At 36.6% G+C, this 25,837-nt stretch carries 29 protein-coding genes and 1 riboswitch; of the genes, 4 read left to right on the forward strand and 25 right to left on the reverse strand.

Annotated features, from left to right (window positions below):
• Positions 1-17: 17 nt before the first annotated feature.
• The 7 genes from FS608_RS01580 to FS608_RS01610 form a co-directional block, all read right to left on the reverse strand.
• Positions 18-974: an asparaginase gene (locus tag FS608_RS01580; RefSeq protein WP_144547502.1), complete on the reverse strand. Its 957-nt coding sequence runs from the start codon at positions 972-974 to the stop codon at positions 18-20.
• Positions 974-1,954, reverse strand: a complete 981-nt coding sequence (locus FS608_RS01585) for a YpdA family putative bacillithiol disulfide reductase (RefSeq protein ID WP_144547504.1) — start codon at positions 1,952-1,954, stop codon at positions 974-976. The genes FS608_RS01580 and FS608_RS01585 overlap by 1 nt, the downstream gene beginning before the upstream one ends.
• 115 nt (positions 1,955-2,069) lie before the next feature.
• Complete coding sequence (locus FS608_RS01590; RefSeq protein ID WP_144547506.1) at positions 2,070-3,347, reverse strand: Glu/Leu/Phe/Val family dehydrogenase; 1,278 nt, start codon at positions 3,345-3,347, stop codon at positions 2,070-2,072.
• 380 nt (positions 3,348-3,727) lie between these two features.
• The gene (locus FS608_RS01595) at positions 3,728-4,309 is read right to left on the reverse strand and encodes a genetic competence negative regulator (protein WP_144547508.1); all 582 of its coding nucleotides are present in this window, start codon (positions 4,307-4,309) and stop codon (positions 3,728-3,730) included.
• A gap of 75 nt (positions 4,310-4,384) precedes the next feature.
• Complete coding sequence (locus FS608_RS01600) at positions 4,385-5,167, reverse strand: metallophosphoesterase (protein WP_144547510.1); 783 nt, start codon at positions 5,165-5,167, stop codon at positions 4,385-4,387.
• Between the two features lie 22 nt (positions 5,168-5,189).
• Entirely contained in the window at positions 5,190-5,558 is a 369-nt protein-coding gene (locus tag FS608_RS01605; RefSeq protein ID WP_144547512.1) for a hypothetical protein, read from the reverse strand.
• A 57-nt stretch (positions 5,559-5,615) separates the two neighbouring features.
• Positions 5,616-6,251, reverse strand: a complete 636-nt coding sequence (locus FS608_RS01610; RefSeq protein ID WP_144547514.1) for a CBS domain-containing protein — start codon at positions 6,249-6,251, stop codon at positions 5,616-5,618.
• A gap of 143 nt (positions 6,252-6,394) precedes the next feature.
• Between FS608_RS01610 and FS608_RS01615 the strand changes: the two genes are divergently transcribed.
• The 3 genes from FS608_RS01615 to cotJC all read left to right on the forward strand — a co-directional run bounded on the left by FS608_RS01615 (position 6,395) and on the right by cotJC (position 7,631).
• Complete coding sequence (locus FS608_RS01615; protein ID WP_144547516.1) at positions 6,395-6,625, forward strand: spore coat associated protein CotJA; 231 nt, start codon at positions 6,395-6,397, stop codon at positions 6,623-6,625.
• Positions 6,622-6,882 (forward strand): spore coat protein CotJB, encoded by a 261-nt coding sequence (locus FS608_RS01620; RefSeq protein ID WP_144547518.1) that lies wholly within the window; start codon positions 6,622-6,624, stop codon positions 6,880-6,882. Before FS608_RS01615 ends, FS608_RS01620 begins: the two co-directional genes overlap by 4 nt.
• Positions 6,883-7,061: 179 nt before the next feature.
• On the forward strand, positions 7,062-7,631 hold the full coding sequence (cotJC, locus tag FS608_RS01625) for a spore coat protein CotJC (protein ID WP_144547519.1): 570 nt from the start codon (positions 7,062-7,064) through the stop codon (positions 7,629-7,631).
• Positions 7,632-7,662: 31 nt separating this feature from the next.
• Here the strand turns inward: cotJC and FS608_RS01630 are convergent, their stop codons facing one another.
• The 5 genes from FS608_RS01630 to FS608_RS01650 all read right to left on the reverse strand — a co-directional run bounded on the left by FS608_RS01630 (position 7,663) and on the right by FS608_RS01650 (position 11,985).
• Positions 7,663-8,118, reverse strand: a complete 456-nt coding sequence (locus tag FS608_RS01630) for a YpbF family protein (protein ID WP_144547521.1) — start codon at positions 8,116-8,118, stop codon at positions 7,663-7,665.
• Between the two features lie 90 nt (positions 8,119-8,208).
• On the reverse strand, positions 8,209-8,835 hold the full coding sequence (locus tag FS608_RS01635; protein WP_144547523.1) for a LysM peptidoglycan-binding domain-containing protein: 627 nt from the start codon (positions 8,833-8,835) through the stop codon (positions 8,209-8,211).
• Positions 8,832-9,437 (reverse strand): CPBP family intramembrane glutamic endopeptidase, encoded by a 606-nt coding sequence (locus FS608_RS01640; RefSeq protein ID WP_144547525.1) that lies wholly within the window; start codon positions 9,435-9,437, stop codon positions 8,832-8,834. The genes FS608_RS01635 and FS608_RS01640 overlap by 4 nt, the downstream gene beginning before the upstream one ends.
• A complete protein-coding gene (locus tag FS608_RS01645; protein WP_144547528.1) occupies positions 9,434-10,948 on the reverse strand; it encodes a RecQ family ATP-dependent DNA helicase in 1,515 nt (504 codons plus the stop codon). The genes FS608_RS01640 and FS608_RS01645 overlap by 4 nt, the downstream gene beginning before the upstream one ends.
• Positions 10,948-11,985 carry a YpbB family protein gene (locus tag FS608_RS01650; RefSeq protein WP_144547530.1) on the reverse strand — a complete coding sequence of 346 codons (1,038 nt, stop codon included), beginning with the start codon at positions 11,983-11,985 and terminating at the stop codon, positions 10,948-10,950. The genes FS608_RS01645 and FS608_RS01650 overlap by 1 nt, the downstream gene beginning before the upstream one ends.
• 257 nt (positions 11,986-12,242) lie before the next feature.
• On the opposite strand from FS608_RS01650, the gene FS608_RS01655 reads away from it, so the two are divergent.
• A complete protein-coding gene (locus FS608_RS01655) occupies positions 12,243-12,491 on the forward strand; it encodes a ferredoxin (protein WP_098574836.1) in 249 nt (82 codons plus the stop codon).
• Positions 12,492-12,602: 111 nt separating this feature from the next.
• Here FS608_RS01655 and FS608_RS01660 read toward each other — a convergent pair whose 3' ends face one another.
• The 13 genes from FS608_RS01660 to FS608_RS01720 form a co-directional block, all read right to left on the reverse strand.
• Positions 12,603-13,187 carry an ECF transporter S component gene (locus FS608_RS01660; RefSeq protein WP_144547532.1) on the reverse strand — a complete coding sequence of 195 codons (585 nt, stop codon included), beginning with the start codon at positions 13,185-13,187 and terminating at the stop codon, positions 12,603-12,605.
• A gap of 165 nt (positions 13,188-13,352) precedes the next feature.
• Positions 13,353-13,486: riboswitch (FMN riboswitch) on the reverse strand.
• A 109-nt stretch (positions 13,487-13,595) separates the two neighbouring features.
• Entirely contained in the window at positions 13,596-14,333 is a 738-nt protein-coding gene (locus tag FS608_RS01665; RefSeq protein ID WP_144547534.1) for a peptidoglycan DD-metalloendopeptidase family protein, read from the reverse strand.
• A gap of 170 nt (positions 14,334-14,503) precedes the next feature.
• Positions 14,504-15,679, reverse strand: coding sequence for a hypothetical protein (locus FS608_RS01670; protein WP_144547536.1), 1,176 nt, complete (start codon positions 15,677-15,679; stop codon positions 14,504-14,506).
• Positions 15,654-16,205, reverse strand: a complete 552-nt coding sequence (sigX, locus tag FS608_RS01675) for an RNA polymerase sigma factor SigX (RefSeq protein WP_144547538.1) — start codon at positions 16,203-16,205, stop codon at positions 15,654-15,656. Before sigX ends, FS608_RS01670 begins: the two co-directional genes overlap by 26 nt.
• 230 nt (positions 16,206-16,435) lie before the next feature.
• Positions 16,436-18,223, reverse strand: coding sequence for an ATP-binding protein (locus FS608_RS01680; RefSeq protein ID WP_144547540.1), 1,788 nt, complete (start codon positions 18,221-18,223; stop codon positions 16,436-16,438).
• Positions 18,220-18,936, reverse strand: coding sequence for a response regulator transcription factor (locus tag FS608_RS01685; RefSeq protein WP_144547542.1), 717 nt, complete (start codon positions 18,934-18,936; stop codon positions 18,220-18,222). Before FS608_RS01685 ends, FS608_RS01680 begins: the two co-directional genes overlap by 4 nt.
• 175 nt (positions 18,937-19,111) lie before the next feature.
• The gene (gene ccsB, locus FS608_RS01690) at positions 19,112-20,296 is read right to left on the reverse strand and encodes a c-type cytochrome biogenesis protein CcsB (protein WP_144547544.1); all 1,185 of its coding nucleotides are present in this window, start codon (positions 20,294-20,296) and stop codon (positions 19,112-19,114) included.
• Positions 20,297-21,919, reverse strand: coding sequence for a cytochrome c biogenesis protein ResB (gene resB, locus FS608_RS01695; RefSeq protein WP_144547546.1), 1,623 nt, complete (start codon positions 21,917-21,919; stop codon positions 20,297-20,299).
• A 21-nt stretch (positions 21,920-21,940) separates the two neighbouring features.
• Positions 21,941-22,465 (reverse strand): thiol-disulfide oxidoreductase ResA, encoded by a 525-nt coding sequence (resA, locus tag FS608_RS01700; RefSeq protein WP_144547548.1) that lies wholly within the window; start codon positions 22,463-22,465, stop codon positions 21,941-21,943.
• Between the two features lie 96 nt (positions 22,466-22,561).
• The gene (rluB, locus tag FS608_RS01705; RefSeq protein WP_144547550.1) at positions 22,562-23,299 is read right to left on the reverse strand and encodes a 23S rRNA pseudouridine(2605) synthase RluB; all 738 of its coding nucleotides are present in this window, start codon (positions 23,297-23,299) and stop codon (positions 22,562-22,564) included.
• A 157-nt stretch (positions 23,300-23,456) separates the two neighbouring features.
• Complete coding sequence (locus FS608_RS01710) at positions 23,457-23,993, reverse strand: spore maturation protein (protein WP_144547552.1); 537 nt, start codon at positions 23,991-23,993, stop codon at positions 23,457-23,459.
• Positions 23,994-23,999: 6 nt separating this feature from the next.
• Positions 24,000-24,587: a nucleoside recognition domain-containing protein gene (locus FS608_RS01715; protein ID WP_144547553.1), complete on the reverse strand. Its 588-nt coding sequence runs from the start codon at positions 24,585-24,587 to the stop codon at positions 24,000-24,002.
• Positions 24,580-25,725: a D-alanyl-D-alanine carboxypeptidase family protein gene (locus FS608_RS01720; RefSeq protein ID WP_186328568.1), complete on the reverse strand. Its 1,146-nt coding sequence runs from the start codon at positions 25,723-25,725 to the stop codon at positions 24,580-24,582. Before FS608_RS01720 ends, FS608_RS01715 begins: the two co-directional genes overlap by 8 nt.
• Positions 25,726-25,837: the final 112 nt, after the last annotated feature.

A 25,837-nucleotide genomic window follows, 5' to 3' on the forward strand; every position in this document is an offset into this window, starting at 1 on the left:
TTTGATTGGTTTAAAACTTAAAATCTAATTTCATTCAAATTACTAGCAAGTGCAACTGCCAATTTAATTCTTGCTTTTTTAGAGTCATTATCACTTCCAAGAATTACGCCTTTATTAAATAGGTCAAAGGCACTTCCTTCATAATCATAGGTTGTATAAACTGAACCTTCTTCTGCGCTTGTGGTTATAACTAGTTTCATTCCTTGAGCAATGGCTTTTTCGATTTCTGTCATCATTTTAGGGGCAACTTGACCACGTCCCACTCCCTCTAGAATAATTCCAGCAATTCCTGCCTCCCGTGCTGCCTTGATAAATTTCCCATCCGCTCCAATATAGCATTTAATGATTTCAACTTGAGGGATGGAAGTTTTAATCTCAAAATACTCTCTTTTAATTGGTTTTTGGAAAACATGAACTTGATCATTATCTATAATGCCTAGATATCCAAACCCAAATGAGTTAAAGCCTTGAATATTAGATGCATGTTCTTTTTTCACATAACGTGCAGCAAATATTCGTTCATTAAAAACAACCACTGTTCCGGCATTCCTTAAATCTTCAGAACAAGCACAATAAATTGCATGTCGTAAATTAATATATACATCGCTTCCCACATCCTCTGGTGAGCGCTGTGAACCTGTCACGACCACAGTCCTGGCATCATTAATTGTTAAATCGAGAAAATAGGAAGTTTCCTCCATCGTATCTGTTCCATGTGTGACAACAACACCTGAAACATCGTCATCCTTAAAATAGCTTTCTATTTTATCCTTCAATAGTAATAGATCATCGAAGGTAATATGAATACTGGCTTTCTGAAAAACAGATTCAACAACTACTTCGATGTCCTTTGGCAAATTACACATACTTGCCAATTCTTCGCCCGTTATTGCTCCTGACGCTAATTTTCCTGAATCTTTATTTGTCTTGCTTGCAATAGTGCCACCTGTCGTTAATAAAACTACCTTTTTCATTATTTAGTCACCCTTTTTGCATCTTTTTCTATAATTGAGCGAGAGATTGCCTCTCCGTGGAATCTGCCATTTTCAATAAATATTTCATTTGCGTTATTTCCAGCTGCAATTACACCTGCAATATATATTCCCTCTATATTTGTCTCCATCGAATCCGGACTAAAGAATGGCCTTCCTGATTCTTCATCTATTTTTACACCCATATTTTTTAAAAATTGATGGTCTGGATGGTATCCGGTCATGGCAAATACAAAATCATTGCTTATCACTTTATCTTCAGCATCTTTAGTATAAATAACTTGATTCTCTGTTATTTTTTTAACGTGGGCGTTAAATTCCATTAAAATGGTTCCTGTTCGAACTAGCGATTCAAACTCAGGGAGAATCCAAGGCTTAATACTTGGTGAATATTTATCACCACGATATAAAACGGTCACTCTCGCACCTGCTTTAACAAGTTCAAGGGCCGCGTCAACACTTGAATTTTTCCCGCCGATCACACAAACATCCTTATCGAAATACGGATGGGCTTCTTTAAAATAGTGGAATACCTTGGGTAAATTTTCACCCGGAATATTCATATAGTTTGGATGATCATAATAACCAGTCGCAATAATTACATGGCGTGCACTATAAGTATTTTTATCAGTAAAGATTTGAAATATCTCATCCTTTTTAAGAACTTTATTTACTTGTTCGAAAGAATTAATACGGAGCTGTTTTCGTTTAGCGACTTCTCGATAATAGACAAGGGCTTGATTTCTTTTGGGTTTATAACTCTCAGTAATAAATGGGACTTCCCCAATTTCTAACTTTTCTGCCGTGCTAAAAAATGTTTGATGAGTTGGATAATGATAAATGGAATTTACCACATTTCCCTTTTCAAGGATTAATGGTTCTTTTCCTCTATCCTGAAGGGCGATGGCTGCTGCTAATCCACAGGGTCCACCACCAACAATTATGATATCTTCTATTGGCATCATCGGTACACTCCTTAATACAATCACATGGATGAAAAAAACTCCTATCGTCTATGATAGGAGTTTTTAAACTATGTTTCAATGGTTTAGTATAATATTTAGCCCGAGGCCGTTATTAAATCCAGCCTCTAAAGCGGCTCGCTTCTGCCATTTTTCTAACCCCAACCATATATGCAGAAAGACGCATATCTACTCTACGGGTCTGAGCAGTATCGTAAATATTATTAAAGGATTTTACCATTACTTTTTCAAGCTTTTCTTCCACTTCTTCTTCCGACCAATAGTAACCTTGGTTATTTTGAACCCACTCAAAATAAGAAACGGTTACACCGCCCGCTGAAGCTAAAACATCTGGTACAAGGAGAATTCCACGCTCTGTTAAAATCTCCGTTGCTTCGAGTGTTGTTGGACCATTTGCAGCTTCAACAACGATGCTCGCACGAATATTATGAGCATTCTCTTCAGTAATTTGATTTTCTATCGCAGCAGGTACGAGAATATCGCATTCCAGTTCCAGCAATTCCTTATTAGTTATCGTGTTATTAAATAACTTTGTAACTGTTCCGAAGCTATCTCGTCTATCTAATAAATAATCGATATCTAAGCCATCGGGATCATGCAGGGCACCGTAGGCATCGGAAATCCCAATTACTTTTGCTCCTGCATCATGCATGAATTTAGCTAAAAAGCTTCCAGCATTACCAAAACCTTGGATCACTACTCGTGCGCCCTCAATTTCGATACCTTTCTTCTTGGCAGCCTCTTGGATACAGATTGTCACACCTTTTGCAGTTGCAGACTCACGCCCATGAGACCCGCCTAGAACAAGCGGTTTACCTGTAATAAAGCCTGGTGAGTTGAATTCATCTATCCGACTATATTCATCCATCATCCATGCCATGATTTGCGAATTAGTAAATACGTCTGGAGCTGGAATATCTTTAGTTGGTCCTACAATTTGACTAATTGCTCTAACGTAACCTCGGCTTAATCTCTCAAGCTCTCTAAAGGACATATCTCGAGGGTCGCAAACGATCCCGCCTTTACCACCACCATAAGGCAGGTCAACGATTCCACATTTCAAGCTCATCCAAATCGAAAGGGCTTTCACTTCTGTTTCTGTCACACCCGGATGGAAACGAATCCCGCCTTTTGTTGGTCCCACTGCATCATTATGTTGTGCACGGTAACCAGTAAAAATTTTTATGGAACCATCATCCATTCTAATTGGAATTTTAACGGTCATTAAACGTAATGGCTCTTTTAAGAGCTCGTAAACCTCTTCAGGATAACCTAACTTTTCAAGGGCCTTATGTATAACTGTTTGTGTCGATTTCAACACATCATGCTTTTCCTCTTGATTAGTCTTTTCATTTTCTTTTTCGGCTACCATTTGTAATCCTCCCTAAAAAAATGCTGCGAATGTTGTCATCTTCAGACACAAGTATACACCTTTCATTCATTTATGCAAGAAGAAAAGTATAAAAAAAGATCAAATATGTAAACGCTGCCATTAGCATTTTTAAAGGGTTACAAATGTAATGGCTAAATATTATTGTTCAATATCTTTTTCCCTTTTAAGGGCGGTGGGCGCCCTTTTTTATCTATAAGTTATGTTAAACATGCCTGCTGATCTCCGCTTCAGGCGTGAGCGGTTCGCGGGCGGTCCGGGGAGCCTCCTCCCGCAGGAGTCTTCGCCCCTTCCGCTCCAATCAACAGGGTGCCAAAAATCAACAATAAGCTTTAACATTGCCTATCTAAAAACAAGTAATTTTACTTAAAAAAATGAAGAATGGTTTCCACCGCTTTTTGTTCGATTATTCGTTTACCGTATTCAGCCAGGACATATGGACTAAGTATAGATGCATTTCCAAATTCGGATAAAACACAGGCTGCTTTTATATTTTTTTCCGATTCTAGATTATCCATTAATAAATAGTAGCGGTTGTTCCAAGCATAGAGACTCCCGCCGAAAATATTGACAGTAGACAGTCTTTTGGCTAGACCAATAATATCTTCAAATTCATCAAATTCATATAACAGGTCCTCATATCCTTCAACCCTAACTTGCATCTCAATAAAACCATCATACAAAATTTCTTCATCTTCTATTACTTCATCAACGGTAATAATCAATATCATCCCTTGAGCCTGGAGGGAGAACACCTCTACCGCAACAGAACCTTGAATATCAACATCAAATTCCTCACTTGCCTCTTCCAGCATATCATGGAAAAGCTGATTCCATTTAATGGAGTCCTTCCAAATATCTTCTTTGGAGAGTCCTCTGTCAAATAAATCATCAGAGGTTAGAAAAATCTTTATTTTATTGGCTGTTAAGCGTTCTAAGCGCATGATTTTGCCCCCTGCCGTGACATAACTCTTGTTTTCAGTGTATGCCTCAGGGTTCTGTTGGTGAATTGTCTATATTTATCCTTCCTTTTCAGATTTGCCATTCAGGGTAATCAGGTGACATTCAGCCGGTGCACCTAACCGAAGCGGAATGGCAGTGGTACCATATCCATTACTGATTAGAAGGACCGTATTATCCAGCTTTTTTATCTTCCCCCGCTCATGAGGACTATATCCCAAAATATGGATTTGACCACCGTGTGTATGCCCGCTTAACACTAAGCGTATTTTATGCTCTGGAAGTATCTTATTTGTAATATTAGGATAATGACTGGCTAATATCTTAAAACCACTTTCTTCCGCATCTAATAAGGCCAAATCAAGGCGATCACGTTCTTGGCTTAAATCATCCACACCGAGTAAACAAAGTTTTTCTCCTTCTGAAGATTCAAAGGTAACAGCTGTATTAGCTAAAACTTTAATACCCAACTCTAGGAGAATGGCATCCAATTTATGATAATCCACTTCATAATCATTGTTCCCCCAAACAAAATAAACTGGACCAATTTGTTTTAATTTCATTAAATTTGCCTTTACTTTTTCAAATGAGACTCCTTTCTCAGTTAAGTCACCACCGATTACAACAATATCCGCTTTCCCAATTGCAGGATTTACCACTTTATCAGAAATCGTTCGCCTATGTATATCCGAAATAAAAAAAATAGAAACATTGCCAAGTGATTTAGGAAAGTCAGGAAAGCTAAATTCATGTTCAATGATATTATTTAAAAAAGCTTCTCGTAGCATGTATAAAAGCAGGCATCCACCAATGATGAACAAGAAAACTAATGTAATAACCATTTCTCTTTTCCCCATTTCTTAACTAACGTTCAATGGAAATCATACCATAAAAAAGACTTAAACTAAAAAAGACAATCGTTTGTACCAAACCTAAATAAAAGAGAAGACAAAAAACAATTAGAAGATAGAGATACTCTATGAGAAGGTCAACACCAATTACTTTTCGTTTTTGCCAAGCAATTTTTGTTCCTGCGATAAGTTCTGATAGGACTCTTCCAGTTAAGAGAAATCCGATAAAAAAAACCAATGTTGCTGCAAAAAATTTTAAGGGATTTACGACAAGGCTTATAAAGAAATCAGCTAAAACAAAAGGATATGGAATTGAAATCCATTTGATTAGTATATATCCACATAAAAAAATCACAAAATACTTAACTACTTTTATGAACATAAAAAACCCCTCCCATACAATGTATGAGAAGGATTTAAAAATCTTACCTACTGCTAGTTAATCATCTTCTTGGATGCTTAATATTCTGAAGCCATGGTCTTCCAGCCTCTTGGTGAATTTATCGATATTGTCTTTCTTCTCTATCTTCATAACAATTCTTCGGACAAGTTTATCTGTTTCATCAAAGGTTACCAGAGAAATAATATGCTCGTGGAATTGATGTGCTATTTCAGACAAACGTGCAATTCGTCCTTCTGTTTCGACTGATGTAAAGGCAATCCGCACACCAGGACGATTTACCCCAAATGCACTTTCGAAAGAACTAATTACATCAGAGCGCGTAACTACACCCAGAAAGGTTTTGTTGGTATCAACAACTGCTAATAAAGGAAAATCCTTTAAATCAAGAAGTGTTTTCTCAAATAATTCTCCACCTTCTAGAATCTTATCATGATGTGTAGCAATATCTTTTACAAATGTTGTGGTTAAATACTCATCCTTTTGTTTATCAGACTGAAAATAGCTCTCATAAATGTTGTATCTGGTCGCCACTCCTACGTATTTATCTCCACTTAATACCGGAAGTCCATCAATCTGATATTTTTCCAAACTTTCTAAAGCGTCTTTTAGTGTAGTATTTTCTTGGGAAGTAAAACATTCATGCTTTGGAATCATAATATTTTTTACGAACAAATCCCATCACCTCGAAATATAATCGTGCTTCATTTAGTATACTTCTATAAGGCTTGGAAAAAACCCTTTTGCATTTAAGATTATGTCATAGAAAAAGGGATATTTCATATTATTAACTGATGTTGAATAAAGGGAGGGCTAAAATGAATACACACTTCAAAACCTTTCATCCATATGCGAGTCCATTTGACCCTTGCAAACCGATTCTCGAAAAAACTTACTCTACCCCACCACATTTATATATGGGATTTCAACCACCAAACCTGCAACAATTTACACCACTTGAGGCACTGAGAGCCGGCACTTTATGGAAAGACTTTTATGATCCTTACTTTAACACATTAGAGAAGGCAAAAGGGGGACTGCCTACATGAAACAGGTTCCCGCCGAATACTATCAATTAATGGAACAGCTTCAAGCTGTTGACTTTGTTTTAGTTGAACTAACCCTCTACCTTGATACACATAATGATGATCTTGAAGCCATCAATCAATTTAATCATTACGCAAAAGAAAGAAAACATCTGAAAAAGGCATTTGAAAGCCAATTTGGTCCATTATTGCAATTTGGTAATAGTTACTCCAGTTATCCTTGGAATTGGGATGACACCCCTTGGCCATGGCAAGTTTAAAAGCGGAAGCGCCCGTTTAGCGGCGTATGGACTGGAGCACTTTGACTGAGATAAAGGAAACACGAAGAGCGTTAGCGCATTCGTGCTTGACTTATCGTAGGGAAAAGGGCGAAGTACACTAGACGCTGGGCGCTGGAGCTGGATAATTATCTAGATTATTTTAGAGGAGGGTGAGTTAAATGTGGATATATGAAAAGAAACTACAATATCCTGTTCGAGTCAGTACGTGTAACCCGACGTTAGCAAAATATCTAATTGAACAGTATGGCGGTGCTGACGGAGAACTCGCGGCAGCACTACGATATTTAAACCAAAGATATACGATTCCAGATAAAGTAATCGGGCTTTTGACAGACATCGGCACAGAAGAGTTTGCCCACCTTGAAATGATTGCCACGATGGTTTATAAATTAACGAAAGATGCCACTCCTGATCAAATGAAAGCAGCTGGATTGGATGCACATTATGCCGACCATGATAGCGCATTATACTACCATAATGCCGCAGGTGTTCCATTTACAGCTACTTATATAACTGCAAAGGGTGACCCAATTGCAGATTTATATGAAGATATTGCAGCAGAAGAAAAGGCCCGCGCTACTTACCAGTGGTTGATTAATTTAAGTGATGATCCTGATATCAATGATAGCCTTCGCTTTTTACGTGAACGAGAAATTATCCATTCACAACGCTTCCGTGAAGCCGTCGAAATATTAAAGGATGAACGAGGCAAAAAAACAATCTTTTAATACCAAATAAGAAGCAGCTGTTGTCTGCTTCTTATTTCTTTTCGTGATATAGGTTAATGTCATATTTCGTTTTCATCATTTCAAAGACAATATGGCGGTTTTTCCATTCTTCTTCTTTTTTCCAGTAATCTTTACTTCGGTCTACAATTTCACAGCGTAATTCATGGTATTCTTTTTCTGCTTTGTCTTTTTTCTCTTTCAACAAGTTCATCGTTCCATACATGCCTACACAAAAGACTAACAGGGTTAAATTATTAGAATCATTGACAAAGGCAGAGAACATCGCTGCAAAGGAATAGGAATAAATGCTGGCAACTGTTAGATATAAATAGACAAAAAAACTTACGGCCAAAACAATCGTTGCCCAGATTGAAAGGATATGCCGCTTTTTAAACCGATCAAACTTTTCTTTCCTTTTTCTAACATTTTCAAGCGCTTGCTTTGTTGCCTGATCCGTATTTTCAAGTAATTGGATTGGAGAATCCATGTTATCACCCTCCATTTCTATAAATATACATATGAACTTGTCCCTTCTATTATGTTTTTTTCATGAAAAAACCGATCACAATCGGATCGGCTAATTGTTTAATGGTATTTTCAAAATCTGTCCTGCATTAACTTGTTTACTCTTAAGATTATTGGCTTTCATAATGATGTCCATCCCCTTGGGAGAATGGTAGTACTTCAAGGCTATTCTATATAGGTTTTCGTTTGGTTTGACTTTATGTGTTACAGTAGAATTTTTTTGTGGTTCTGTCGAGACTTCTGCTGTTTTTTTTATGGGTTCTGTGGTTTCAGCCTGTTTTACCTCGTTGCTAGGTTGTACTGTTGTATTATCCACAGGATTTGTTTCCTTCGATTGATCCAAATCTTCAACTTTTGGTTCTTCTTCATCATCTGAAGTTTCTAAATTAATGGTTTCATATCCAACAGAATCCTCAGTGTTTTTCGGAACTCCATTAACTTTAGTAGCACCATCACGGTACGAAATTACACTAAAGATAATGATTGGAAGAAGGATAAAGAACAAAACTAATAACCGTATAACTGGATACTTTAGCTTCCACTTTGTTCTTCTCTTCTTTTGCCGATGTATACGCTCACGAGGCGGCAAGTCGTCTTTGAGGTCCATTTTCTCATTAATTTTTTCTATTCGTTGTTTTAAACGTTCCGCCTGGTCCCTGTAAGGCTCTTCGCTATTCATAGCCGTACTCCTCCCCGTTCATCTTCTCTAGTTGGACTTTTACATTTTATATAAACACCTAATAAAAAATCAATAATAAAATGCATAACAATTGTAATAGCTAAATTATTGGTCCATTCAAAAATTAGTCCAATCAAAAAGCTTAATACAACAATATTTACAAATAAAAACCAATTAAAAAGGTATCTATAGTGAATAATTGCAAAAATAATGCTCGCAAAAACCAGTCCTACTTTTGTTTGTATGATTCCTCTGAACAATAATTCCTCACTAAACGCTACAAAAAAAGCAATCAGTACAATATGGAAAACATTTCTATTTTTAAAGATTCTTTCATTTAAACCCCCATCATCATAATAAGAAGAAGGCAGCAACTTCATTAAAAGTACATCTAACATCACAACTATTAATCCTGCAGGAATCCCAATTGTAAAAATGTGAGCGTCATCCAAAATTATAGTCTCTAAATAGGAGAAATGGTCAAAAAATATAAACCCCAATAGGAATGAGATGACACAGAGAATTACTTGTGTCATATACAGATGAAAAAGCAAATCTCTATCAGTTAATCCATTTATTAATTCAAAATATTTCTTTTTCATTCCCTCAACTCACTATTGATTAGAATTTTGGCAAGATATTCTTTCCAGTTTTGTTCCGTTTTTTCCACCAAAGGATCATTACTGGAATTACTAGTTTGGTAATCGATTATTTGAAGTCCGCAAATGTCACAGCACTTATTTACCTTGTTTAATAATGTTTCATCAAAATACTGTAAAATATTTTCACGTCTGCAAAATCTAGATTCAACCCATTTTTTCATTCGATAAATATTATTTTTTTTAATTGCTAATCTTTCCTGAACAAACTCTTTAAAAAGGCTTTGTAATTGTTTAAGACTTATTGTTTCAAGCGGCGAATTTATTACAAAGTCCTCAATAATCCGCCATTGAATTTCTGAGAAACCGCCAAGATCCATTAACTTGATATCTAAAGTAATTTTTCCATCTTTTAAAATCTTTTTCTCGTCTATCATTTTAAACAACCAGTCTATTTGCAGTTCTGATGGTAATTCACTCTCGGCAAGTTGCATCGGCAGTTGTTCATCCCCAGACGTATATAAAAGTATGGCAATACTTGGTTTGCCATCTCGACCTGCCCTTCCAATTTCTTGGAGATACGATTCTATTTGCATCGGCATATGATAATGAATAATAAACCGGATATTTTCTTTATTTATTCCCATGCCAAATGCACTCGTTGCACATATAACATCTAATTGTCCATAGAGAAATTGTTGTTGAATTAGTATTCTTGTATTTTGGTCCAATCCGCCATGATAGGTCATCGCACGGCAAATTCCTTTTTCTGCTAATAATGAAGCCATTTGTTCCGCCATTTTTTTACTTGAAAAATAAATAATTCCTGGTTTTTTCAAATTAGCAACAAGCTCACAGACAATCCCTTGCTTTTCTCGGTAGTCTAATAATTCTTTAACATAAAAACTGATATTTGGCCGGTCAATCGTTGACTCTATTTTATTAATTTCATCCAAATCAAGTGAACGAATGATATCCTCTCTTACTTTTTTTGTTGCGGTTGCAGTTAACGCAAGTGTGAGCGGATTGCCAAACTTTTTTCTAACTTCACCTAGTTTTGAATAATCTGGTCGAAAGTCAAAGCCCCATTGCGAAATACAATGTGCTTCATCGACCACAAACAATGAAATAGTAAGTTTTTGTAGTTTGCGGAGGATAAAAGGCAGCAATAACATTTCAGGTGATATAAAGATAAACTTATACTGATTAAGTTGATGAAGTGCTTTTTGTCTTTCATCTGCACTAAGAAAGGAGTTTAAAGCAATTACTCTCTTTTCACCAAATTTCTTAAAATGCTCCACTTGGTCCTGCATCAGTGAGAGGAGAGGAGATATTATTAAAACTTGACCCTTTAACATTAACCCTGGCAGTTGATAACATAATGATTTCCCTGTTCCTGTCGGGAGCATGGCCAAAGTATGTTGACCAGATAAGACAGATGTGATGACCTCTTTTTGTCCTGTCTTAAAACTTTGAAAACCAAAATGTTCTTTTAATACTTTTTCTAGTTCCATTATCTATCACCATATTTCGCTAGTACCAACCTAATTTGAAAATATGTTGCAGTTATTATCTTTTCTCGAATTAACTTTAACTGTTTAGTTGCTATTTGATGTGAAATTTCTAAGATCTTATTTTGTAACTCTATATCTACGTAAGTATCAATAGAGAAATTCTCTATATTTAAGGCTAATTCAACCAGATGGTCTTCTATTGTACTTATTTTTAAGTGCCTTATATTTGCAATCATATCAAGTGTATATCCTTGATTTAATAATCTTTGTGTTTTCCTAGTAGATAACGTTAATTCATCATTTTTCATTAGACCTTTGACTAAAAAAGGCAAAATTTCAAACTCACTACCATCTTCCTCAATTTTTTGCAATAAATAATGAAGTGTATTTGTAAACCCAAGTTGGTAATCATGAATATCTAAATTTAACTGTTTGGCTGCTTGAAGAGGGGTTAAGCCAATTTGTTGATAACCTGTTAACCGAATTACTACAATCGCAGGGTCAAATCCATTTCCTGCGTCAAAACATTCTTCTAATTCTGAATAAACAGTTGTCCCCATTTCCATCCTAGGCAGGTTAATACTTTTTAGAGTAGATTTTAACCAACTATGAACCTCTTTGTTTTTTTGGATTGGAATATATCTTGTTTCTCCGAACATTAAATTGGATATCACCTGCACTAATAAGGACAACCTTTCCCAAAATAAGGATGTCATTTGATGATAGTTCCAGCCATTAATATACTTGGGGAGTTGTGTTTTTTCTAGGAGTTCTTTTCCAAGAAGAGTTAATATAAATCGATGTTCTCCGATTTTTTTTATCCACTTTTTTTCACTCATCGAATGAATGATCTCTTCAAAAGATTCCCTTGATAATTGTTCGTAAATCCCAAAAAAACTTTTCAACGAAAATAAATGGGCATCTTGGATCGTTTGCGATGACTTTTTTCCATTAAGAAGGTGATAGACCGCATAAATGGTCCGTTCCCTATTTAATTGTTTTATACTATAAAGAATGATGGATTCAATTTGGAGCATACGAACCCTCCCACCACTTATTTCACAGATATTCGACCAAAAACACCATTTTATTTCTTTATTCTACCATGAAATATGGGAACTTGATGACCAAAAATGTGGAAGATTTAGAAAATCACTTGGATAAACTAAAGGGATAAAGGCATTTTTCTATTGAAAAGTTGCCGATACAGTTTTACAATAGATATGAGTTATCCGTTTTCATATTAATAATGGAAATGAGTCTTATTTTTTTAATTTACTGGGAGGTTTTTTTCATGGCAAAGTATACAATTGTTGATAAGGAAACATGCATTGCATGTGGAGCTTGCGGCGCAGCAGCACCAGATATCTATGATTACGATGATGAAGGTATCGCATACGTAACTCTTGATGATAATGAAGGAATTGTTGAAATTCCTGATGTATTAATCGATGACATGATGGATGCTTTTGAGGGTTGTCCTACTGATTCCATTAAAGTAGCAGACGAAGCTTTTGATGGCAATCCAACTAAATTTGAATAATATTTAGGATAATTTGTTTAAGCTGCTGCCCCTCTCCTTTTTAGGTGAGGGGCTTTTATTTTTGAAAATAAACAAAGAACAGGAGGAATGATCCCCCTGTCCTTCAACTACTTAGGCGCTTTTAATAACGGCATATTTATTGATCCATGCTTGCATTCGTATAAACAGAAGCATAAAGATGCCTGACATCATGAGACCTTTTAAAAGATTAAATGGTAAGATTGCTGGCAATACTAAATTCCGCATATCTGGAAAGCCCATTAGAACGGTATATGCAGGTAAAATAACCAAGTAATTTAAAATACTCATCATTACTGCCATGATTGCCGTCCCGATAATTAATGCTAACGTCATACCTTTTCTAGTCTTAAGTCTATTATATACAAAATAAGTTGGCAGGATAAACACAATTCCGGCAACAAAATTGGCTATATGCCCCACAGGAATCCCTGTTTGGCTTCCTGTCTGAATATAATTAAGGACATTTTTAAAAAATTCAACTAAAATTCCTGCAATCGGTCCAAAAATCAATGCGGCTATTAATGCTGGAATGTCACTGAAATCGACAAACAAGAAATTTGGGAATAGTGGCAATGGAAATTGTATTAGCATTAACAGAAAAGCAATACTACTCAGCATTCCAATTGACACATAAGCCCTAACGTTCATTTTCCTCTTTTTCTGCATTTTCTTCATCTTCCTCTCTCCTTTTTTGATCCATCGCGTTAAGGAAGAGAGGTTCAGCAAACAGACGAGACCAATGTAATTAAAAACTCCCTCAGCAATAATTGCTTGAGGGAGTTTACAAAGGCACGCTTAATAAACGTTCATTAATATATAATTTTTGAACGTCTGCAGAACCTCCATCTTCTCCCATCCAGACTATACTGTCGGCTTTGGAATCTCACCAAATCCTGCCTAAAACGGCTCGCGGGCTTATGAGTTTTTACTCAAATACCGCCGATCGGGAATTTCACCCTGCCCCGAAGATAGATCGATATTAAATTACAATTTTAATTATACTGTAGAACATCACTTTTGTTAAGTAAAAGGTTTGAACAACAAGACCCGCAGACAACAGTCTGCGGGTCTTGTTGCCCGAGATTAATTTACATTTAATATTTGTTTAGGTTTAATCAGATCGGTGGAAAGGTGGTTTAGCTCTTTAATCCGTGTCACCGAGATGTTTTTTTTCTTCGAAATGGAATACAATGTATCACCCTGTTTGACGATATATTGATGGTTCGTCACTTTGATTTTATCCTCATTAATATGTGAGCTCGCCTCTAATACATCGTGATTACTTGCCGCAATTCCTCCGCGTACAATCTCCCCTGTGTCTGCTTTTCCTAATATCGTTTCTGGATCCAAGGCAAATTTCTTATCATATCTCCATTCTTGCTGATGCGTTTCAAAATGGAGATGTGTCCCGGTAGCTTGTCCAGTTTCCCCCATTTTCCCTATTACTGTCCCTTGCTTAATCTTTTGCCCTTTATACACGTTTCGCTTGTTTAAGTGTGCATAGACAGTCACTATATGACTTGGGTGTTTGATAAACACTACATTTCCATATGTATTAGAGTAATAAGATCTCACCACTTGGCCGTCAGCCACGGCCAGTACAGGTGTATTTATTTTTCCAGCGATATCTATCCCCTTATGTTTACCCATCCTTGTTCCATAAGTATCAGAAACTATACCATCTGCAGGCCATATCCACCCATCCTTAACCTCTTTATCAATCTTCATACTGGCTTCTGAATGCCTTCCTCCTAAAAATAACAAACTGACACATAGCGCCATAATTAGGGCAATAATAACCCTTTTTATGTAATCTCGCATTTTCTTTAGTCACTCTCCTTAATTCTTTTCCTCCTCCACACAATATGTAGTTTTTTTCACCTTTAGAACATATTCCTTATCGGTGGAGTGATTAGGCATACTTGTTATAATTTGGAGAAATGATAAATAATATTCATAAAAAAATCAACCTTTAACGGTTGATTAAAAAATTATTGTAATGTACGTTGATTAGGGGCCAGCGGTACTTTGTTCTCTTTTGAGAGGTCGAATGGACCAATATTTTTTATTGGCGGATTCGTAATAAGGACTTTTTCTAGCCCGAATTCTTTTGCAGTTAATAACAGTGACTCATATGCGTTTATTGTCGGTTGATCATCTTGAAGGTTCGCATCTTCCTTCATTGATACAATTAACGTTTTCTCTTTAATTGACACCTCATCAATCGGCAGTGCAGGTAAAAGCGAACTTTTTAATCCTAGTGTAGGCTGATCCTTTTTCATATCCTCAACAGCCATCTTAATATCTTTATATTTTTCTATAGATGGCACTAGGAAGGGTATTTCATTACCATCTGAATAGTAAAAGAAGAATGCATGATTCTTTTGCTGCTGTATGCTTACTTCTTCCTGATGACCATAATTCCCCAATTCAATACCAGGCTCACCATTAGTTGAAAATCTTATCTTTTTTAAATCACTATTGGAGGAGATATCTTTTTGCAGTACATTTATAAAATTTGTTTCTGTCGCTGAACCTTGTCCATATTGGTGGTTTAATGGCAAATCCACTATGATCGCTTTATTCTTATTATCAAGTTTCAATGAAGCATTAAGAGGGTAGAATTCACTTAACCCCCATTCTTGCTCCTTTAAATTCACCATATTTTCATTAAATAACTCCAGCCAAGTTCTTTCATTTGAATCATTAATAATCATTGAAACAGGTACAAGAATTTGTATTTGTGGGTCAGGAATCCAGTAGGTTAACACCTTTCCTTTGCCCACTTCTTCATCATAAATAGCCGTTTTCAAAGTTTGAATCTTATCCGCTCCTGAAAATGTTCTTGCTTTTGAACTTGTATCATCCTTTTTTAAAGCAATCGTTGAATTTTTATCTGCCGTTTGTATATCTCGCTCTACAGATGATTTCTCTTGACTAGCATTATCCTCTGAGTATTGTGGCCCGACCATTAATTTAGGAATTAAGATAAAAAATATGAGCAAGGCAGCAACAGTTGCAAGACCAGGTACCAGCCATTGTTTTGGTTTTGTTTTTCTTATTGGAAGATTTCGATATATGTCACGAGGATTGCGATCATCTTGTATTTTAGGCATCTGCCTTAATAATTCTTCGAGCTGCTTATCGCTCCACTCTGACTTTTTCACTAGCTGTTCCCTCCTTTTCATAAGAAAATTCCATATGCTTCTTCAAAACCTTTAAGGAACGGTGTTGTGTAGTTTTTACCTTACTTTCAGTCCATCCTAATGCTTGGGCTGTTTCAGCAATAGATAAATCTTGTATATACCGCAGAATTATCACAGCTCGTTGATCCAGTGTGCAATATTCCAGGCAAGTATATACCCAGCGAATTTCTTCCCTTTGTACCGCAATTTCTTCTGGAATCGGATATCCATCTTTCAGTTGATCAGTTGACCAATCGAATTTTTCCAGTAATCTCTCTTTCCATCCCTTTTGTTTTCGAAAAAAGTCTATGGCCACATTTCTCGCAATCGAAAACAGCCATGTTTTCTCGCTGCTTTTCCCTTCAAAACGCCGATAGGATTTAAATACTCTTATATACACCTCTTGGACAAGATCTTCTGCTTGTTCTTTGTTTCTAACCATATAAAATAGAAATTGAAAAACGTCGTGATGGTATTTTTGATAAAGTTCATCGAAAACGGAGTCCATCAATTCCCCTCCCCGTTCATAATATTAGTCGATTTATATGTATAAAAAGTTTCACCCTATAAATATAGACTTTTTTGTGACAAAATGAAAGGTATAATCTGGAATTGATTTCCTAAAAGTTTGATAAAAAAACTCATCCTATTTATGGATGAGCTTTTGATTTAACACTAATTTTTTCTTTATTGTTCCTCGTGTATCAAGAACAATCGGCAAAAAACTTGTTCATTTTACTATTTTCGAGGCAGCACGAAGGAAAATGTCGTTCCTTGACCGGGTTTACTCTGAACAGAAATATGACCATGGTGTGCATCAATAATATTTTTAGCAATGGCTAGTCCTAGGCCTGTACCTGCTCTTCCTCTAGTTCGGGCTTTATCGGCTTTATAAAAACGTTCGAAGACGAATGGCAGGTCCTCTTCGGGAATACCAGAGCCAGAATCCTTTACTCTAATCATAATTCCTATTTCTTCTAATGTGACACTTAATTTAACCGAACCGCCTTTAGGTGTATGTCTGATCGCATTATCGATTAAATTAGTTAGTACCTGTTCAATACGATCAGGATCAAACGAAATAGAGGTGATTCCCATCTCAATTTCAGCATTCAATTGAATCTCATTCTCTTTAGCTAATCCCTGAAACTTATGGATAATTCGATTAATAAATGATGAAATATTAATTTCTTCTTTTGTTAATAGAAGATGTCCTGCTTCCATTCGGGCCAAATCAAGCAACTCATTTACAAGTCTGCCCATCCGCAATGATTCATCGTAGATGACCTTTGCCATTTCCTTTTTCTCTTCCTGGGATTCAGCAATATCATCTACAATCGCCTCACTATACCCTTGCAGCATCGATATAGGCGTTCTAAGTTCATGTGATACATTCGCAATAAAGTCTTGTCTCATTTTATCTAACTGCCGTTCCTCTGTCATATCCCTTAAAACAGCAACAGCACCGCGGATAAATCGGTTACTATATAATGGGCTTACCAGGATGACCCAATGCCTGCCTTGAAACGAGATTTCACCAACTTGTTCTGACTCAGTATCTACTGCTTGTTGAAAAAGATCCATTACCTCTGTTGGGATAGCCTCAGAATCAGAACTAAATCCACCCATTTCATAATACCAATATTGTAGAAAACGGTCAGCTGGGGGATTAGTAATTAAGATTGTACCGTCCCGATTAAAAGTAATAACTCCATCCGCCATACTACTTAAGATACTTGATAGCTGTTCTTTTTCTTGGCTAAGTGCACTCATATTGAATTTCAATTGTCTGCCCATTTGATTAAACGCAGTTGCTAATTCACCAATTTCATCGTGCGTGAGGATTGGAACTTTGGTATCGAACTTCCCTCTAGCCACTTCAAATGCTGCTTCCCTCATCTTTCTTAACGGAGCAGCAATTCTTGTAGATAAAAAGAATGCAAAAATGGTTGTAAGAATAATTGCGACGCCAGCCACAAGTAAAATAAATTTCGTTGTTTCATGAGTTGTTTCCTGCATGACTTCCATTGATTGATAAATAAAGACGGCACTATGCTCTTCCCCAGGAAGATGCAAAGGTACACCGATAATCGAAAACTTCGTTCCCTTTTCATCATCATCATTTTCACTGAACGTAAGAGTAGAAACCTTTTCTACATTAACATCTCGTTTAAAGACTTGTGATAAATTTGGGTCATTCTTAATATCAGTCAATGATAATCTTTTCGTCTTTTCTGTGTTTGGAGAGTAGTAGATTTCATTCTCATTTTTGATGATGACTACATTATTCACTTTATCGATGATTTCCCAGGATATCTCTAATCCAAGTGATAATTCTCCATTCGTATGTCCTTCTAAAACGTTAGCAATCTTCTCGGCTGTGTTGGTTAAATCCTCTTTCATCCCAAGAGTATTGTAGTTTTGGAAAAATTCGAGAAGCATGATTGTTAAGATGAATAGAACAACTGAAACTAATAAAAGGATCGTTAACCATAGCTTTCCTACAACACTTCTTAAAAAGGTCATTCATTAATAACCTCAAATTTATAGCCTACACCCCATACTGTGACAATCATCCTTGCCGCTTGCTCGGAGACTTTGTTTAATTTTTCACGGAGACGCTTTACATGGGTATCTACTGTACGTAGATCTCCGAAAAACTCATAGTGCCAGACTTCTTTAAGTAATTGTTCACGATCAAAAACTTTATCTGGGGTTTTCGATAAGAAATAAAGTAATTCATATTCTTTTGGAGTTAAACTAACTTCTTTACCATCAGCTGATACTCTGTGTGCATCATTATCAATTGTTAGGTGCGGAAATACAATTACGTCTTTCGTTGTTGTTTCCGTTTGCAGGTAACTAGTTTGTGATGATCTTCTTAACAAGGCTTTAACCCTTAAGACAACTTCTCGTGGACTGAATGGTTTAACAATATAATCGTCTGTGCCCACTTCAAATCCTTGAACTCGATTGATTTCTTCACCTTTTGCGGTAAGCATGATTACTGGCGTTGCTTTTTTTTCTCTTAATTCACGACAAACTTCAATTCCATCCTTACCAGGCATCATTAGGTCGAGGAGAATGGCATCGTAATCATTAGCAAATGCTTTCTCTAATGCTTCATTTCCGTCTTCTGCTTCATCAATTATATAATCTTCTCGCTCTAAGTACATTTTTAATAAGCGACGAATTCTTTCCTCATCATCTACCACTAAAATTTTTACGTCTTTATCCATTATTAATCCCCCCATGGAGTTTATTTTACAAAACACTATTGTTTTATGCTATAATTTCCTGCTAATTCGCCTGAAAAGTTGTGTCAATATTTTGACAAACTATAAAACATTTAAGTTTTAAAAAGGCCCTCACTTTAATAAAAGTGAAGGCTATAAAATGTAGCTTTAAAGCAATTTAACCTGCATAGGAATGGAGTCCAGCAATAACAAGATTTACTGCAACCAGGTTAAACATAATTATGACAAAACCAATAACAGCTAGCCATGCGGATTTTTCTCCATGCCAGCCTTTTGAAAGGCGAAGATGTAAAAATGCTGCGTAAAACAACCAAGTAATTAATGCCCATACTTCCTTTGGATCCCAGCCCCAAAATCGTGACCAAGCCATTTGTGCCCAAATCATTGCAAAAATAAGTGCACCTAGAGTAAAGACAGGAAAACCTATTAACACAGATCGATAGCTAATTTCATCCACAAAGTCTAGTTTAATGTTTTTAACAATCGGCTGTAGAGCTGCTGCAATTCGCTTTCTTAAAATTAATCTAATGATGCCATAAATAACAAGACCCGCCATCAATGACCAGATAACTGTATTCAATTTTTTCGCATTAATAAAGGCTGGAACCTCAAACAACGGATTAAATCCTTCTTTAGTTATTAATTCTCCTTCATGTGGACCAGAAAGTGCAGGCAGAGTATATTCAAGCACAGCCGCGTTATCGTGTTTATCCACCCAATTAAATTTTTCATGGTAACCCAAACCAGAAAAGATAGAAGATACAGCAACGAAACCAATGACTGCAACTAGTGAAAACATCACTATTTCAAGCCAGAATGTCTGTTTGCTGGATTTTGTTTGATCAATTGCCTTAACCAAATAAATAAGGCCTGCTGCAAAACTAATTGCTAAGATGGCTTCTCCAATTGCCGCAGTAGTAACATGAATATGGAGCCAATAGCTTTGTAACGCTGGTATTAATGGCGAAATATCCTTCGGAAACATACTCGCATAAGCAATAACCAAAATAGCCACAGGCATGGTAAATAATCCAAGTAAGGTGGTTCGATAAATAAAATATATAACAATAAATGCACCAACTAGAGCCATTCCAAAGAATGTCGTAAACTCAAACATATTACTTACGGGAGCGTGCCCGGCTGCAATCCATCTCGTGATAAAGTAACCTAACTGCGAGATAAAGCCAATAATCGTTAAAAAGACAGCTATTTTCCCCCACTTATTGGTTCCTTGCTTCTCATCCCCTGTTTTTTTTGATTTAATCGCCCCACCAAAAAATAGGGTTGCAACTAAATATAGTATAAAAGAAATAAATAATAAATTACTACTTATTGTTGCCAACTAGACTCCCCCCTTATCCGTTTCTTCAATTTGCGATTGATCGATTGGCATATTAAGATTTGTACCTGCCAATACACTTTCAATTTCTCGTTTTAGTCCGTACCAATTTTTATTTGTGTGCGCAGCAATCCAAACTTCGCCGTTTTTGTTTTGCAGCCAAATGCGGCGATGATTCCAATAGGCGCCTTGTATCACACCAATCATAAAGATGATTCCGCCTATTATAATCACCCATAGAGTTGCATCTTTGCGAACAATAAAGCCTGAAACATTTGTCGTTTCGATTCCTTTGAAAGCCATCTTATATTGGTTATCACCGAACGGTTCAATTGTTTGCTTGATGGCTACAAAACTCGTTTCTCCTTTTGGCTTGTCTGGAGTCACCATTCGAAAGACAAAAGCAGGGTTGTTTGGTACGCGTGATTTTGTGGTTGGCTCGCCATTGTCTGCAAATTCAAAGTCAGGAAAATAGTTTAGTATTTCAACCGAATAGCCATTTCCAAGGTCATACTTCATCTTTGGGTCTCTTAAGTCAATTGTAAGCTCACCCATGGATTTATTTGTCTGTTTATTTGTCAAACCAAATGACATTTTATTTAATTCATTCCTGAATGAAGCTTGAAAAACCGAATAGCCTTCATATGTGAGTGGTAAATTTACACGGACCTTATAATCTTTGACTTTTTTAAGAGTTGGTTTCTCACCAGGGAGATTTTGTCCAACTCGTTTATATAGAACAACGTTAGATTGATAATTTTTTACAACTTCCCCGGCCTTATCAATCGCCTTTTCAAAGGTCTTATCTTTATTTTTATCGTAATGCTCCAGAATGAACTTGTTATTTTGAAGATAGAACTGTCCATCCGTCTCTGGAACAACAGCCGTTTCACCTTCTCGCACCCAAAGGTCTTCATTAACATACATCCCAGGAATAAAGCGCAGCACACCGCCGAACAAGAAAATAATTAAACCCACATGGTTTACGTATGGACCCCAGCGAGAAAATCGTCCCTTTTCCGCTAAAATATCGCCATTTTCTTCACGAATATGGTATCGTCTTTCTTGTAAATGTTTCTTAACTGTCGAAAAATCGTTTTCACTCGCTGCTTCGTTCACTCCGAAAACACGCTGACGTTTTAAAAAGCCCTCATGTCTAGTTACTCTTTGGGCCTTAAGGGCCTTATATAATGGCACAACTCGATCAAGACTACAAATGACTAGCGATATTCCAATCATTGCAATCAAGACTAGGTACCACCAAGAACTATATAGGTTATTGAATCCCAATTGGTAATATAATTTACCAAACCAGCCATATTCTTGCTCGTAGTAGACATCTGCAGGTAAATCGATATACATTTCTTGAGGCAAAATGGTACCAAGTGATGAGGCAATTAATGTAATAATAATCAGCCAAACTCCAACTTTTACTGATGAAAAAAAGTTCCATATTTTATCAATAATAGTTTTATTGTATGTTTGTGAACGTCGTGCACTCCCTTCATAGCGCATATCGATAAGCTGATCTGCATTTGTTTGAATAATCAGCTCTTTTCCACATGCTTCACATAAAACGGTTCCATGGGGATTCACATGCCCACATTCACATTTAACATCATTCATTCGAAAAAACTCCCTACAACCTTAAGGTTTAATTTTCTCCATAAACTCCCTTACTTTTTCTTCCGTAAGTTCACCTGTATAATAATCTACGACCTCGCCATTCTTATTAATCAAAAATGTAGCTGGAAGCGGATCAATTCCATAAGTATTCATGACTTCTTTATCAGTATCAATCATAATTGGAAAATCCAGTTTTAAACGCTCTGCAAATTGATTAACTGCAAGCTCGGATTCTTGAATATCTACTGTCAAGACTTGAACGCCTTTGTCCTTATACTGATGATACTGATTATTAATATAAGGCATTTCCTTTTTACATGGCGGGCACCATGTTCCCCAGAAATTTAGGAATACCCCTTGTCCACGGTAATCTGAAAGCTTGTGCTTTTTTCCTTGCATATCTACCAATGCAAAATCAGGAGCCTGTTCACCTACCGCAACTTTTTGCTTCGTATCCTTTGTAAAATTTGCATACAATGTATAAACAACGGCTGCACCTAGTAAAAGTAAGATGACGGATCTCATAACTAATCGCCGCTTTTTCATAAAAAACCCTCCCATAACCACTTGTCACAGTTTGTCTAATTATAGCATTTTCCAATATATTCACAGTGTAAACACAGAACGTAATTTGTGACGGTTTTATGAATTTTTTTTGGCAGACCCCATCCCGAGTGCTCTAAGTTGCTTAACTTCGTGTGGTGTCAGTTCTCTAGCGTCACCTGTTCTTAAACCATTTAGTGTTAAGAAACCGTAGCGTTCACGCTTCAATTTCAACACTTCATGGCCAATCGCTTCAAACATCCTTCTAACCTGACGATTTCTACCTTCATGGATGGTTATTTCAATAATCGCGGCTTGTTTTTTATTGTCTGCCGAGAGCAATTTCACTCTTGCAGGGGCTGTTTTTCCATCTTCTAAACGGATGCCCCTTTCTAATTTCCTTAAATTTTCCTTTGAGGGAATTCCTTTTACCTTTGCTACATAAACTTTATCAATTTCATTTTTAGGATGCATTAGTAAATTAGCAAATTCCCCATCATTGGTTAACACTAATAAACCAGATGTATCGTAATCAAGACGTCCAACGGGATAAATTCTTTCTTTTAAATGCGGAAAGAAATCTGTGACTACTTTTCTCCCCTTATCATCATTAACACTTGAGATAACTCCTCGTGGTTTATATAAAAGGAAATAAACAGGTTCTTCTTTCTCAATCTGAATTTCATTTACTTCTACCCTATCAGATGTAGAAACTTTCAGACCAAGTTCTGTAACAACCTTTCCATTAACCTTTACGCGCCCATCTTTTATTAGGTCCTCCGCTTTTCTTCTAGAAGCAATGCCCGCCCGAGCAATTACTTTTTGTAATCTTTCCATTATTCCACCTCGAATTTATCTATATAAAACGATTAGACTGCACAAAAATGCATCCTATCCTTATGAATTATGACACAATTCCTTCACTTTTCAAAGTAACGGATATTATAATGGAAAAATAAAATAGCATGTCCAATAGAACATGCTACATTCAGTATTAATTTGTACCAAAAATGAAAGCAACAACTGCAATCGCCGCAATAATGCCGACAACGTCCGCGAGAAGCCCTACTTTTAGGGCATCCCCCATTTTTTTAATCCCAACGGCTCCAAAATAAACGGTTAACACATAAAAAGTCGTGTCAGTACTCCCTTGCAAAACTGATGCTAAACGGCCAATAAATGAATCAGGACCATAAACAGCAATTAAATCACTCGTCATCCCCAGTGCTGCATTCCCAGAAATTGGCCTTATAATTAGTAAAGGCACAATTTCTGCAGGTACTCCCATTGTTTTCATGAGTGGGCGAATCCAATTCATTAAAGCATCTAGTGCACCTGATGCCCGGAAGACGGAAATAGCCACAAGCATACCAACAAGAAAGGGAATAATGGAAACGGCAATCTTTATGCCTTCCTTTCCACCTTCAACAAAACTTTCATAAGTAGAGACGCGTTTGATCGTACCATATAATAGTATGATCCCAATGAGTAATGGAATAAAAGTTAATGAAATTACCGAAATGAGCTCCATGCCTCTTCATCCTTTTCTGTTTCTGCGATAATAGAAATAACGGTCAATTAGGATTGCACCAAGTGCGGAAATAATTGTCGCAATAATTGTAGGAACGACAATCTCGGTAGGAGATGCTGAATGATAGTTCATTCTAATCGCAATGACAGTAGTGGGAATAATCGTAATACTTGCCGTATTAATGGCTAAAAAGGTGACCATGGATCTGCTAGCCGAATCCTTTCCTCCATTTAACTTTTTTAATTCTTCCATTGCCTTAATTCCTAATGGAGTGGCAGCATTCCCTAATCCAAACATGTTAGAAATCATATTGGATAATATATATCCCATTGCTGGATGGTTAACTGGTACTTCCGGAAAAAGCCGTTTAACAAGCGGTCGAAAAAGTCTAGAAAGGCGCTCTAGAAGACCAGACTCCTCAGCAATTCGCATCATTCCAAGCCAAAAGACCAGAACACTAATAAGTCCGATACAAAGTGTCACCGCTTCTTTCGCCCCATCAAAGATTGCTTTGTTCACTTCAGTCATTGTTCCATTGATGAGTGCAAAAATAAAACCAACAATGAACATAAACATCCAGATATAATTAACCATTGGCCTGTACACCAATGAAAATCAGAAAAATTTTCTTTACAAAATCAAACAATCCTTCTTTCTTTACAGGCACATTTTGATAGTAAATGGGGGTCTCTTGGACAACTCGCCCATCTAAGTAAACCTCAGCCTTACCCACAACTGCATCATTCTTCTTATCATTATCAAATTTTGGTGTCGGTTTATTCAGCTTATATTTTATAGAAAATAAATCCACTTCTTCGCTCGTAACCGGATAGACAATTGATTTCTTTACATATAGGTGATTCTTATAAACCTTTGTTTTAATACCATCAATTTTACCCTCAGCTAATACTTCAGCCATATCAAACCCTTTAAAACCACTTTCATACATAGAAATATGGTCATTCCAATCGTCAGGTCCGTTCAGGGTTACTGCAATTAAACTCATATCTCCTTTTGTTGCAGTTGTAACTAGAGTTCGTTTTGCCCGTTTTGTGTACCCTGTTTTTCCACCGGTGGTATATTTATATTTTGTTAGCAAGCGGTTTTTATTTTTCCAAACACGGTCCCAATCTTCCGTAGGATTTGGTGCTCGATAAACCTTTGTTCCAGAGATTTTTTTAAAGGTTTTATCCTGCATGGCATAACGCATTAACACAGCCATGTCATAAGCTGTGGAGTAATGATCTTCATGATCATCAAGGCCATGAGGATTGGAAAAATGGGTATTTAACATCCCGATTTGCTTTGCCTTTTGATTCATTAGATAAGCAAACCCCTCTACACTTCCACCCACATATTCGGCGATTGCTACAGCTGTATCATTTCCAGACCTAAGCATCAATCCATAGACTAAATCTTTCAATTTAATTTTTTCACCTGGCTTTAAATATACAGATGATCCTTCCGCCCGAGTTGCTTGTTCACTTACTTTTACATATTCATTCATTTTCCCCGATTCAATAGCTAGCTTCGCAGTCATTATTTTCGTAATACTCGCGATTCTTCTTTTTGTGTGGGCATCTTTCTCGTAAAGGATACGCCCTGATTTCTGCTCTATTAAAACAGCACTTGCTGCACTTACGGAAACAGAAGCTTCCACCTTTTGAGGAATGTTAGCAATGAATAGTGAGACTATGAGGGAATACATAACTAGCTTCCAAATCATTCTCATTAGATTAACCTCGTTCCCTTGTAAAGTTATCTTCTCTTAAGTCAAAGCTCATTTTGCTTTTCATTTTTCTTGTACAAGTTTATGCAGGACAAGGCTTGTTATGACAACTTGC

The organism is Bacillus sp. X1(2014), from assembly GCF_007678255.1.